The 12747-nt window shown below is 66.3% G+C and carries 10 protein-coding genes; 5 read left to right on the top strand and 5 right to left on the bottom strand.

What is annotated here, in order from left to right; all coding sequences use genetic code 11:
- Positions 1–132: 132 nt before the first annotated feature.
- On the bottom strand, positions 133–1269 hold the full coding sequence (locus tag ASE66_RS11025) for an ABC transporter substrate-binding protein (protein WP_057189660.1): 1137 nt from the start codon (positions 1267–1269) through the stop codon (positions 133–135).
- A 238-nt stretch (positions 1270–1507) separates the two neighbouring features.
- Here ASE66_RS11025 and paaG point away from each other — a divergent pair, with 238 nt between their 5' ends.
- The 4 genes from paaG to ASE66_RS11005 are packed head-to-tail and all read left to right on the top strand — an operon-like array spanning position 1508 to position 4688.
- Positions 1508–2293, top strand: a complete 786-nt coding sequence (paaG, locus tag ASE66_RS11020; RefSeq protein WP_057189659.1) for a 2-(1,2-epoxy-1,2-dihydrophenyl)acetyl-CoA isomerase PaaG — start codon at positions 1508–1510, stop codon at positions 2291–2293.
- Positions 2290–2736: a hydroxyphenylacetyl-CoA thioesterase PaaI gene (gene paaI / locus ASE66_RS11015; RefSeq protein ID WP_057189658.1), complete on the top strand. Its 447-nt coding sequence runs from the start codon at positions 2290–2292 to the stop codon at positions 2734–2736. Before paaG ends, paaI begins: the two co-directional genes overlap by 4 nt.
- Before the next feature lie 38 nt (positions 2737–2774).
- Complete coding sequence (gene paaK, locus ASE66_RS11010; protein WP_057189657.1) at positions 2775–4085, top strand: phenylacetate--CoA ligase PaaK; 1311 nt, start codon at positions 2775–2777, stop codon at positions 4083–4085.
- A 6-nt stretch (positions 4086–4091) separates the two neighbouring features.
- Entirely contained in the window at positions 4092–4688 is a 597-nt protein-coding gene (locus ASE66_RS11005) for a TetR/AcrR family transcriptional regulator (protein WP_057189656.1), read from the top strand.
- A 25-nt stretch (positions 4689–4713) separates the two neighbouring features.
- Here ASE66_RS11005 and ASE66_RS11000 read toward each other — a convergent pair whose 3' ends face one another.
- Positions 4714–8163, bottom strand: coding sequence for an indolepyruvate ferredoxin oxidoreductase family protein (locus ASE66_RS11000; protein WP_057189655.1), 3450 nt, complete (start codon positions 8161–8163; stop codon positions 4714–4716).
- Positions 8164–8308: 145 nt separating this feature from the next.
- On the opposite strand from ASE66_RS11000, the gene ASE66_RS10995 reads away from it, so the two are divergent.
- Entirely contained in the window at positions 8309–8767 is a 459-nt protein-coding gene (locus ASE66_RS10995) for an Lrp/AsnC family transcriptional regulator (RefSeq protein WP_057189654.1), read from the top strand.
- A 27-nt stretch (positions 8768–8794) separates the two neighbouring features.
- Here ASE66_RS10995 and paaZ read toward each other — a convergent pair whose 3' ends face one another.
- The 3 genes from paaZ to paaE are packed head-to-tail and all read right to left on the bottom strand — an operon-like array spanning position 8795 to position 12746.
- Positions 8795–10855 (bottom strand): phenylacetic acid degradation bifunctional protein PaaZ, encoded by a 2061-nt coding sequence (gene paaZ / locus ASE66_RS10990; protein WP_057189653.1) that lies wholly within the window; start codon positions 10853–10855, stop codon positions 8795–8797.
- A gap of 60 nt (positions 10856–10915) precedes the next feature.
- Complete coding sequence (locus ASE66_RS10985) at positions 10916–11683, bottom strand: Phenylacetic acid catabolic protein (protein ID WP_057189652.1); 768 nt, start codon at positions 11681–11683, stop codon at positions 10916–10918.
- Positions 11673–12746: a 1,2-phenylacetyl-CoA epoxidase subunit PaaE gene (gene paaE, locus ASE66_RS10980; protein ID WP_057189651.1), complete on the bottom strand. Its 1074-nt coding sequence runs from the start codon at positions 12744–12746 to the stop codon at positions 11673–11675. The genes ASE66_RS10985 and paaE overlap by 11 nt, the downstream gene beginning before the upstream one ends.
- Position 12747: the final 1 nt, after the last annotated feature.

Raw genomic sequence — 12747 nt, 5'->3', positions numbered from 1 at the left:
AGAAGGCGCAACAGCGCCGCCTCGCCCTGACAATCAACGGCGGGCCCTCGCCCCTATCCCTCTCCCATCCGGGAGAGGGATCCCGCGCATGCTCCGTCTGTCGTCGCTCGAAGGTGTTCAACCAGTGCAGCCTTACTGGGCCAGCGCCCAGTCGCCGCGCTTGACCTCCAGCATCCGGAAGGCCGAGAGGTCGAGGCCGAGATGGTCGCCTGCCGCCATGTTGAAGGTGCCGGTCACGCCGACGAAGCCCTTGGTGCCCTCGAGTGCGTCGCGGATCGCCTGTGGCTCGGCCTTGCCGGCGCGCTTGATCGCGTCGACCAGGAGCCGCAGGCCGTCATGCGCATAGCCGCCGAAGGTGGAGGAAGGCTGGTTGAACTTAGCCTCGTAGCTGGTCTTGTAGGCCGTGACGACCGCCTTCAGCGGATCGTTCGCCGGCAGGAGGTTGGCGACGAGGACGGCGGTGCCGGGCAGGCGCACGCCTTCGGAGGCCGGGCCGGCAAGGTCGATAAAGCTCTTCGAGGCGACGCCATGCGACTGGTAGAGCGGCGTCTTGATGCCGAGCTGGCCATAGTTGCGGGTCACGATCGCCGGGCCCTGGCCGAAGCCCGGGTTGAGGATCGCCTGCACCTCCGCCTTGGAGCGGATATTGGTGAGCTGCGGGGTCATGTCCGCGTCGTTCGGGCCGTAGGTCTCCTCGGCCAGCACGGTGATGCCGAACTCGCCGACGACCTGGAGGCATTGCTTGCGCATCGAGGCGCCAAAGCCGTCGGAGCCGGAGATCAAGGCGATCTTGGTGAAGCCCCTCGCCTTCATGTCCTCGAAGATCTTGCGGCAGGCCATGCGGTCGGTGTGGGGCGTCTTGAAGACGAAGGGCTTGACCGGATCGACGATCTCGATCGCACCAGCCAGCGAGATGAACGGGATCTTCGCATTCTCGACGACAGAGATGATCGACATGGTGGTGCCGGTGGTCGAGCCGCCGACGATAGCGACGACCCCGTCATCCTCGACCAGGCGCGTGGCGAAGGTGCGTGCCTTGTTCGGATCGCCGCCATCGTCATAGAGGAAGAGCTTGAGCTTCTGGCCGAGCACGCCGCCGGCGGCGTTGATCTCGTCGACCAGCAGCTTGAGGGTCTTGGCCTCGGGGTCGCCGAGCGAGGAGGCCGGTCCGGTCTCGGAGACCGAGGCGCCGATCTTGATGTCGGCGAAGGCCGGGCTCGCAAGGCCGAGCGCCAGCGCAAGCGCGCTGCCGAAAACGTTGAGCTTCATTGTTTCCTCCGAGTGCCACGTGTTTTTTATTGAGTTCGTCGCCGCGCGGCTGAACGCTCAGAGCGCGGTCGTCGTCGTTCCCAGCGTGGCGCGTGGTGAGCCCCGGATCAGGTTCGCAACCTTTTCCCGAGACCAATTCGCGCCTTCGTTGACTTAATAATTGACCGACCGTTCGGACTATGCAAGGGATTTTTTGAAGCGACGGCTCAAAGGCCGCGACTGCATGGGAGGAAAGCGCATGTCCGATACGGTCAAGGTGGCGCTCGCCGACGGCCTGCTCCGGTTGACGCTCAATCGCCCGGACAAGCTGAATTCCTTCAATGACGAGATGCACTTGGCGCTGCGCGCCGGATTGCAGCGCGCGCACGACGAAAGTGCTGTCCGCGCGGTGCTGCTCACCGGCGCAGGCCGGGGGTTCTGCGCTGGCCAGGACCTGGGCGACCGCGACCCGCGCAAAGAGACCGCCCCGGACCTCGGCCGTACCATCGAGACCTTCTATAATCCGCTGATCCGCCAGATCCGCAGCCTCGACAAGCCGGTCATCTGCGCGGTCAACGGCGTCGCTGCCGGCGCCGGCGCCAATATCGCGATCGCTTGCGACATCGTTCTCGCGGCCCGCTCGGCGAAGTTCATCCAGGCCTTTTCCAAGATCGGCCTCGTTCCCGATTCCGGCGGGACCTGGAGCCTCGCCCAACTGCTCGGCGAAGCGCGCGCCAAGGCGCTCGCCCTGACGGCAGAGCCGCTCACGGCGGAGACCGCCGCGGCCTGGGGCCTGATCTGGCGCGTCGTCGACGACGCCGAGCTGGAGACCGAAGCCGAGGCGCTCGGCAGGAAGCTCGCGGCCGGCCCGACCTTCGGGCTCGGCCTGATCAAGCAGGCGATCCAGGCTTCGGCCGGCAACACGCTCGACCAGCAGCTCGATCTCGAGCGCGACCTGCAGCGCCGCGCCGGACGCAGCGCCGACTATGCCGAGGGCGTCCTCGCCTTCCTCGACAAGCGCCAGCCCGAGTTCAGCGGACGATGAGCCTCGACTTCTCCGATCCGGTTGCCGTCGCCCGGGCCTCCGCCGAGGCGATGTGGGAGAAGGATCTCGCCTCCCGCAGCCTGGGCATGAGCCTCGATGCGGTCGGCCCGGGCGAGGCGCGGCTGTCGATGACCGTCACGGCGGTCATGACCAACGGCCACAAGACCTGTCATGGCGGCTACATCTTCACTTTGGCCGACTCGGCCTTCGCCTTCGCCTGCAACAGCTACAACCAGAACACCGTCGCGCAGCATTGCTCGGTGACGTTCCTGCGACCCGCCTTCGAGGGTGATCGGTTGACCGCCAGCGCCGGCGAGATCTCGCGCATCGGCCGCGGCGGCATCTACGACATCAAGGTGACGAACCAGAACGGCGAGCACGTCGCGGAATTCCGCGGCCACTCCCGCACCGTCAAGGGAACGCCGATACCCGTGCCGGGCTGAGCGCTCGGGCCGAGCCAAAAACCAAACGGAGGAAACCTATGGAAGACCTTTCGCCCCGCCCGGGCGATCTCGACCCCATCGAAACAGCCTCCCGCGACGAGATCACGGCGCTCCAGCTCGATCGGCTGAAGACGACGCTCGACCATGCCTATCGCAACTCGCCGCATTACCGGGCGCAGTTCGACAAGGCCGGCGTCCATCCCGGCGATCTCGGGACACTGTCAGACCTCTCGAAATTCCCGTTCACGGTGAAGAAGGACCTGCGCGACACCTATCCGTTCGGGATGTTCGCGGTGCCGCGCGAAAGAATAGCTCGGATCCATGCCTCCTCCGGCACCACCGGCAAGCCGACGGTCGTCGGCTATACGCAGAACGACATCGAGATGTGGGCGACCTGTGTGGCGCGCTCGATCCGGGCAGCGGGCGGTCGCTCCGGCGATATCTGCCATGTCGCCTATGGCTATGGCCTGTTCACGGGCGGCTTGGGCGCACACTACGGCGCTGAGAAGCTCGGCTGCACGGTGATCCCGATCTCCGGCGGCATGACCGAGCGCCAGGTGACGCTGATCCAGGACTTCAAGCCGCGCATCATCATGGTGACGCCCTCCTACATGCTGTCGATCCTGGATGAGTTCCGCCGCCAGGGCATCGACCCGCGCAGCTCGTCGCTGGCAGTCGGCATCTTTGGCGCCGAGCCTTGGACCAACGCCATGCGCGAGGAGATCCAGCAGGATTTCGACATGCATGCCGTCGACATCTACGGCCTGTCGGAGGTGATCGGACCCGGCGTCGCCTGCGAATGCGTCGAGACCAAGGACGGGCTGCATATCTGGGAAGACCATTTCTATCCCGAGATCATCGATCCCGAGACCGGCGAGGTCCTTCCCGACGGCGAGCTCGGCGAGCTGGTCTTCACCTCGCTGACCAAGGAGGCGCTGCCTATCATCCGCTATCGCACGCGCGACCTGACGCGGCTTCTGCCCGGCACGGCGCGGGCGATGCGCCGCATCGAAAAGATCACCGGCCGCTGCGACGACATGATGATCCTGCGCGGCGTCAACATCTTCCCGACGCAGATCGAGGAGCAGCTGTTGAAATGCGCTGGGCTGGCTCCGCATTTTCAGATCGAGCTGGTGCGCGCCGGGCGGATGGACGACATGGTCGTGCATGTCGAGGCCATGCCGCACGCCGCCGCTGTGGATGCGCGCGCCGCATCCGCCAGGGAACTTGCACACCACATCAAAAGCGTGGTGGGAGTGAGCACCAAAGTGAGGGTCGGCGACCCCGATTCGGTCGAGCGTTCGGCGGGCAAAGCCAGGCGCGTCGTCGACAACCGGCCGAAAGGGTGACAGGCGATGGCCCGGACCAGGGCTGCAGATTTCGACGATAAGCGGCGCAGCATCCTCGATAGCGCCGCGGCCGTCTTCGCCAAGCTCGGCATGGAGCGCGCCTCGATGGCGCAGATCGCCCAGGAGAACAACGTCTCCAAGGCCTTGCTCTATCATTACTATCCGAGCAAGGATTTGCTGATCTTCGATATCGGCCGCACCCATCTCATCGAGCTGGAAGCGGCGATCGGCGAGGCCGACCGGCCCGATCTCGAGCCGCGGGCGCGGCTGCGCCACCTGATCGGCGGGGTCCTCGAGAACTACCGCACCGCCGCGAACTTCCATCTGGTGCTGCTCAACGGCACGGGCTCGCTCACCGAACCCCAGAGGTTGGAGCTGCGGGAAATGGAGCGCCGCATCGTCAAGGCGTTCTCCGACGTCCTGACCGACATCAATCCGGCGCTGGCGCAGAGCCGGGCCGGCGTGACGCCGGTCACCATGTCGCTGTTCGGCATCCTGAACTGGGTCTACACTTGGTTCCGGCCCAGCGGCGCACTCAGCCGCGAAGGCTATGCCGACATGATCACCACGCTGTTCCTCGACGGCGCCGCGGCGATGAAATAGCGGCCGCGCCAATTGCAAAACCCGATCAGGCGGCTTGTTTGGCAGTGGGCACCGAAGCCTCTTTCTGCAGCTTGGCTACAGTCGCCTTGACCTCTGCGACGGCCGCGTCCTTCACCGGGCCGTAGCCACGGATGTCCATCGGCGCCTTGGCGAGCGCCACCAAGGCGTCCGGCGTTTGCGAAGGCAGCCGCGCCACCATCTCGTCGATGAGGCCTTCGTACCAGCCGATCAGCGCGCGCTCCATCTTGCGCTCCGCCGTATAGCCAAACACATCGAAGGCCGTGCCGCGCAAGCCCTTGAGCCTGGCCATCAGCCGCAGCGGCGTCTGGATCCATTGCCCGAATTGCCGCTTCAGCGACCGCCCGCGCGCATCCTTGTCGCCTCCGAGGAAGGGCGGGGCAAAGTGGTAGTTGACCTTGAAATCGCCGGCGAAATTGCGCCGGAGCTCGTCGAGGAAGCCGGTCTGCATATGGAGCCGCGCAACCTCGTATTCGTCCTTGTAGGACATCAGCTTGAACAGCGAGCGAGCGACCGCGTCGGTGACCGCTTCGCTGCCGAAAGGCCTTTCCGCCGCGCGGACCTTGTCGACACCAGCCCGGTAACGCCGCGCCCAGGCCGCATCCTGATAATCGACGAGGAAGCGCTCGCGCCGGGCGATCAGCTCGTCGAGGTTTTCCGTCTCGAAAGCGGCCGGGGCCGGCGCGAAGGCAGCCGGGTCGGCGGCCGCGAGCTGCCCGGCGGCAAAGGCCTCTCGATTGCGCTCGACCGCGACGCCGTTGAGGTCGATGGCGCGGTGCAAGGCGTCGAGCCCGACGGGAACCAGCCCCTGCTGCCAGGCATGGCCGAGCATGACGATGTTGGCGAAGACGGCATCGCCGAACAGCAGTTCCGCCAGCGCATTGGCATCGATGGCGCGGACGTTTTCGGCGCCGGCAACCTGTTCGATCTCCTTCAGCCGGCGGCGTGTCGCGAGGTCGGCGTCGCGACGGCGCACGATGTCCCCGGTCGGCATCTCGGCCAGGTTGACCAGGACTCGCATGCCGGACCGGTAAGTTGCCGAGGCCTTGGGCGAGGACGAGACGACGATGTCGCAGCCGATCAGCGCGTCAGTCGAGCCATTGTCGATGCGAACCTGATTGACCGCCTCGGGTGTTGCGGCGAGCCGCAGGAAGGACAGCACCGGCCCGAACTTCTGGGCGAAGCCGGTGAAGTCGAGCACCGAGCTGCCCTTGCCTTCGAGATGGGCCGCCATGGCGATCAGCGCGCCGACCGTGACGACGCCGGTGCCGCCGACGCCGGTGACGAGGAGGTCGTAGGGCCTGTCGAGTGACGGCAGGGCCGGCGTCGGCAGCAGCGCGGCGCGGCCGGCAAAGTCATCCCCGCTTCCCTGCTTCTTTCTGCGAACAGCCCCCTCCACCGTCACGAAGCTCGGGCAGAAGCCGTCGAGGCAGGAAAAATCCTTGTTGCAGTTGGAGAGGTTGATCTGCCGCTTGCGGCCGAACGGCGTCTCCTTCGGCTCGACGCTGAGGCAGTTCGACGCCACCGAGCAATCGCCACAGCCCTCGCAGACGAGATCGTTGATGGTGGCGAAGCGCTGCGGGTCGACCATCGTGCCGCGCTTGCGCCGGCGGCGCTTCTCGGTGGCGCAGGCCTGCTCGTAGATCAGCACCGAGACGCCCTTGATCTCGCGCAGTTCGCGCTGGACCGCATCGAGCTCACGGCGATGGTGGATGGTGACGCCATCAGGCAGGCTGGCGGGCGCGAACTTTTCCGGCTGGTCGGAGACCAGTGCGATGCGCACGACGCCTTCGGCACGGACCTCCTGCGCAATCGCGTGTACGCTGATCGGCCCGTCGACCGGCTGGCCGCCGGTCATGGCGACGGCGTCGTTGAACAGGATCTTGTAGGTGATGTTCGCCTTGGCGGCGACCGCCTGGCGGATCGCCATCGAGCCGGAATGGTAATAGGTGCCTTCGCCGAGGTTCTGGAAGATGTGTCCCCTGCCGGTGAACAGGGAGGACGCCGCCCAGTTTACGCCTTCGCCGCCCATCTGGATCAAGGACGTGGTCTCGCGGTCCATCCAGCTTGCCATGAAATGGCAGCCGATCCCCGCCAGGGCCTTTGATCCCTCAGGCACCTTGGTCGAGGTGTTGTGCGGGCAGCCGGAGCAGAAATAGGGCGTGCGGGTCGCACCCGGCACCTGGATGATGCGGCCGGTCTCTGGAACAAGAGCCGCGGCGCGCTCGGAGAGGCGCAGATCGGGGAACAGCGCATCCAGCCGTTTCGCAACGATGGGCGCGAGCAGGCGCGGCGAGAGTTCGCCGATCCACGAGATCAGGCGATTGCCGTCCTCGTCGCGCTTGCCGACCATGGAATGCGGCTTATGCCCGGGATAGTCGTAGAAATATTCCTTGAGCTGGCTCTCGATGATGCCGCGCTTCTCCTCGACGACGAGAATCTCACTTTTGCCGCGCACGAACTCCAGCGCCGACCGGCGCGCTAGCGGCCAGACCATCCCGACCTTGTAGATGTCGATGCCGTGGCTCCGGCAGGCCTCTTCGTCCAGGCCGAGCAGGCGCAGCGCCTCCATCAGGTCGAGATGCGCCTTGCCGGTGGTGACGATGCCGAAGGATGCACCCGGAATGTCGTAGATGCGCCGGTCGATCGGATTCGCCTCGGCGAAGGCGAAGACGGCCATCTTCTTCGCCTCCATGCGCTCCTCGATCTGCGGTCCGGGCAGGTCCGGCCAGCGATAATGCAGCCCGGTGGAAGGCGGCGTGTAAGCAGGCTCCTCGAACAGCCGCGGCTCCGGCAATTCGACCGACTGGCCGCTCTCGACCGTCTCCGAGATCGCCTTGAAACCGACCCACATGCCGGAATAGCGCGACAGCGCGTAGCCATACTCGCCGAAAGCGAGATATTCTCCGACCGAAGCCGGATTCAGCGTCGGCATGAACCAGGCCATGAAGGCGACGTCGGATTGGTGCGGCATCGATGACGACACGCAGCCATGGTCGTCGCCGGCGACGACCAGCACGCCACCATGAGGCGACGAGCCATAGGCGTTGCCGTGCTTCAGTGCATCACCGGCCCGGTCGACACCAGGGCCCTTGCCGTACCAGAGGCCGAAGACGCCCTGAACCGTCCTGTCCGGATTGGACTCGACCTGCTGCGAGCCGAGAACGGCGGTGGCGGCGAGGTCTTCGTTGACGGCCGGCAGGAACGCGATGCCGTGCTGCTTCACCAGATCGGTGGCGCGCCATAGTTCGAGATCGACGCCGCCGAGCGGCGAACCACGGTAGCCGGAAATGAAACCCGCCGTGTCGAGGCCTGCAGCGCGGTCACGCCGGGCCTGATCGAGCGCGATCCTGACGAGAGCCTGGGTGCCGGTCAGGAAAACGCGCCCGGAGGCCCGGGTGTAGCGGTCACCGAGCGCATAGTCGGCGAGCGGACTGGTCGACGCGATACTGGCCATGGCGTGGCCTCCCGAAAGATTTATTCGGGAGATTCTAAACTCGGGCAGTTGGAAAGATTTGTCTGATTTGCCGATTTCCGTTGCCGCATCGGTAGAATTGACCAACCATGCGCTCGATTAGGGACAATCCTTTCAGAGCGGAGTAATGGAGCTCACCGAACAGGACCGCAGGCTGATCACGCTGCTGCAGGCGGATGCCCGCATCTCCAATCAGGAGCTGGCCGAGGGCGTGGGCATGTCGGCCTCCGCCTGCTGGCGGCGGGTGCGGGCGCTCGAGGAAGCCGGCGTGATCTCAAGCTATCGCGCGGTCGTCGATCCGGCCAAGGCTGGGCTCGCCTTCAGCGCGATCGTGCATGTCGCGCTGGTTCGCCACGAGGCCGACCACGTGACGACCTTCATCTCACGCGTGGCCGGGCGCCCCGAGGTGCTGGAATGCTTCGCGACCACCGGCGAGGCCGATTACCATCTGCATGTCGTCTGTCGCGACAAGGATGCCTACAACGATTTCCTGGAGCACTTCCTGTTCAGGCTGCCGGGCATCGCCAATGTCCGCACCAACCTCGTCTTGAGGGAGATCAAGGTGCACGGGCCGGTGCCGGTGTGACCGGCACCGCTTTTCTTGGCGTCGAGGCTACTGCGACCAGTTCTTCGCCACCATCGTCAGCACGTCGTATTGCGCGACAAGCTGGGCCTCCTGGTTGCTGACCGTGCAGTCCCAACGCACCTCGCCGTACTCTTCGGTTTCACGCGGATTGATCTGCTTGCAGGTCAGCGTCACCTGCAGCGCGTCGCCCGGGTTGACCGGGGTGAGGAAGCGCAACGCGTCGACGCCGTAATTGGCGAGCACCGGGCCCGGTGCCGGATCCACGAAGAGGCCGGCCGCGAAGGAGACGATCAGATAGCCATGCGCGACGCGGCCGTCGAAGAACGGGTTCGCCTTGGCCGCCTCCTCGTCCATATGAGCGTAGAAGGTGTCGCCGGTGAAATGGGCGAAATGCTCGATGTCCTCCAGCGTCACCGCGCGTGAAGCCGTGACGAGCTGGTCGCCGATCTCTAGCTCGGCCAGCGATTTGCGGAAGGGATGGATGCCATCCTGGCGCGTCTGAGCACCTTGCATCCAGCGCCCGGTGACTTCCGACAGCAGCCAGGGCGCGCCCTGGACGGCGGTGCGCTGCATGTAGTGTTTGACGGCGCGCATGCCGCCGAGCTCCTCGCCGCCGCCGGCGCGGCCGGGTCCGCCATGGACCAGGACCGGCAGTGGCGAGCCATGGCCGGTCGAGGACTTGGCGCTGACGCGGTTGCCGAGCATGACGCGGCCATGCCACGGCCCGAGCGCCTCTACGGCCTCGCGGGCGAAAGCGGAGTCATTGGTGAAGACCGAGGCGACGAGGCTGCCCTTGCCGCGCCGCGCGAGCTCCGCGGCCTCGTCTGCCGTCTCATAGGGGATGATCGTGCTGACCGGCCCGAAGGCCTCGACATCGTGCACCGCCCGGGCGGAGCCGGGCTTGTCGCAATAGAGCAGCACCGGGCTCAAGAAGGCGCCGGCTTCGGCGTCGCCCGAAGTGAGATTGGCTTTGCGGGGATCGCCGGCCACGATCTCGGCATCGCCGCGCAATTCGGCGATGCGGGCGCGGACCTCGTCACGTTGCGCCAGACTGGCGAGCGGGCCCATCCGCGTCGCCTCCTCGGCCGGGTTGCCGAGCGCGGTCTTGGCGAGACGCTCGCCAAGCGCTTTGATCAGCGGCTCGACCGTCTTGCGGGGCGCTATCACCCGGCGGATCGCCGTGCATTTCTGCCCGGCCTTCACCGTCATCTCGCGGGCGACCTCCTTGACGAAGAGGTCGAACTCCTCGGTCCCTGCAACTGCATCCGGCCCGAGGATCGCGGCGTTGAGCGAATCCGCCTCCATGGTGAAGCGCACCGAATTCTCGACGATCGCCTTGTGGGTCCGGAGCTTGCGCCCGGTCGCGGCCGAGCCGGTGAAGGTCACGACATCCTGGCAGTCGACATGGTCGAGCAGATCGCCGACCGAGCCGCTGATCAGTTGCAGCGCCCCCTTGGGCAGGATGCCGGTCGCGATGATCCTGCGCACCATCAATTCGGTCAGATAGGCGGTCTGGCTCGCCGGCTTGATCAGCGCCGGCATGCCGGCGAGCAGCGTCGGCGCGAGCTTCTCCAGCATGCCCCAGCACGGGAAATTGAAGGCGTTGATGTGGATCGCGACGCCTTCCAGCGGCGTCAGGATATGCTGGCCGGAGAAGCTGTTGTCGCGCGAGAGCGCCTCGACATCGCCGTCGACGAGGGTGCGCGTGTTCGGCAATTCGCGCCGGCCTTTCGAGGCATAGGACAGCAAGGTGCCGACGCCGCCCTCGATGTCGATCCAGCTGTCGGTGCGCGTCGCGCCGGTCGCGGTCGAGAGCGCGTAGAACTCCTCCTTCGCCTCCATCAGCGCCTGGCCGAGCGCCTTCAGCATCAAGGCGCGCTCATGGAAACTGAGCTTGCGCAGCGCCGGCCCGCCGGCCTCGCGGCCATGTGCCAGGGCGCGCTTCATGTCGATCCCACCGGCATCGATCAGCGCGACCTCCGCCCCGGTCGCGGCATCGAGCAGCGGCACGGCCTTGCCGGCGCCGCGGACCCACTCTCCGGCGATGAAGGATTCGAGCTGGCGGACGGTCTTCACTGGCGCATTCATCCCTTGAGATCCCCTGTCGATCACGGTGCGCGGCTTGTCGCCGTCGTCGGTTGGTGCAGATCAGGCCATTCCGGCGGTGCGCAGCACGTCGTCCACCTGCCGCTCCCAGGCGGCGGCGAGTTCGGCATTGCCGGTCTGGCGCAGGCCGAACTTCTTCTGCGTCTCGAAATGAGCCGAGCTGCCGCTGCCGAAGCTCGCCGCGACGCGAGGCCGCCAATAGGCGATGGCGGTGGCGACCAGTGGCCGATTGCCGGGCTCCTGCAGCAATTTCCGCAAGCCCTCCTCGCCGAGCTCGGTATGCCGGAGCTCGCGCGGCAGGATGGCGCGGAAGATCTCGCCGAGCGGCTGGTAGGAGAGCCGGGCGAATTCGTCGATCTGAATCACCACGGCGTGGCCCATCAGCACGTTCATCACGACCGCGTCGAGCCAGTCCTGCAGCGGATAGTGCAGCACGGCGAGCCGCATGTCGGCGCCGTGGCGCGCTGCGCCGAGATCACTGTCGCGCGCGACGCGGTCGGCCCAGGGATGGTGGTTCGCATAACGCGAGATATCGGCGCCGAACTCGCCCATTACGGCGAGCACGCGCTCGGCATGGTCGAGCTTCTCCAGCACGATCCGGGAGGCGGCGATGCGCTCCTTGATGCCCGGCCCCTGGTTGATGATGTCGGCGAAGCCGGCGGCTCCTGCGAGCTCGCTGTCGATGAAGGTCGCCATCAGCCTGAGCAGCTCGCCGCGATAGCGCGGCGGCGCGTTCTCGGGCGTGGTCAGCTTGCCGCCCTGCGCGAGATAGGCCTCGAGCGGCATGGTGTCGGCGGTGTCACTGGTCATAGGTCACCACCACCCGGTCGGAGAGCGGATAGCACTGGCAGGTCAGCACATAGCCCTGCCGGACCTCGTAGTCCTCGAGGGCATGGTTGGTCGCCATCTCGACCTCGCCCTCGACGACCATGGCGCGACAGGTCGAGCAGACGCCCGCCTTGCAGGCATAGGGCGCATCGAGGCTGGCGCCGAGCGCGGCTTCCAGGATGGTCTGCCCGGTCTTGGCCATCTCGATCACGCGGGTGGTGCCGTCGAGCGTGATCGTCGCGGTGCACATCGCCGCCTTGCCGTTGTCGGCGGCGGTCCGGGCGACATGCTTGGCGCGGCGCGGCGCCGAGGCGAACAGCTCGAACTTGATCTGGTCGTCGCGCAAGCCGTGCTCGCGCAGCGCCGCCGCAATCGCCAGCATCATCGGCTCGGGCCCGCAGATAAAGGCCATGTCGATGGCCGCGATGTTGATCCAGCCCTTGAACAGCCTGGCGCATTTCTCGGCGTCGATGCGGCCGGAGAAGAGCTCGACCTCCTGCGCTTCGCTCTCCAGCACATGGACCACGTTGAAGCGGCCGAGATGGACGTTCTTGATGTCCTCCAGCTCCTCGCGGAACATGATCGAATTGACCGAGCGGTTGCCGTAGACCAGCGTGAAGCGGGATTTGGGCTCACGCGCCAGCGCCGTCTTGATCAGCGAGAGCACGGGCGTGATGCCGCTGCCGCCGGCAAAGGCGAGATAATGCCGCCGCTCCTCCGGCTTCAGCGGCACATGGAAGGCCCCCATCGGCGGCATGGCCTCGAGCACGTCGCCGGGTTTCAGCTCCTCGTTCGCCCAGCTCGAAAAGGCGCCGCCGTCGACGCGCTTGATGCCGACCTTGAGCACGCCTTCGTCCTTGCCGGCGCAGATCGAATAGGAGCGACGCAGCTCCTCGCCCTCGAAGTCGCGGCGGAAGGTCAAATATTGGCCTTGCGTGAAGTCGAAGGCGGCGCGGTCTTCGATGCGCGGCGCGAGCGTCACGACCACCGCATCGCGCGTCTCGCGGCGGATATCGGCGACCTCCAGCGGAAAGAAGCGAGCCATC

This window comes from Allobosea sp. Root483D1 (assembly GCF_001429505.1).
Taxonomy (GTDB): Bacteria; Pseudomonadota; Alphaproteobacteria; order Rhizobiales; family Beijerinckiaceae; genus Allobosea.
This window is presented reverse-complemented; position numbering and strand designations above follow the sequence as displayed.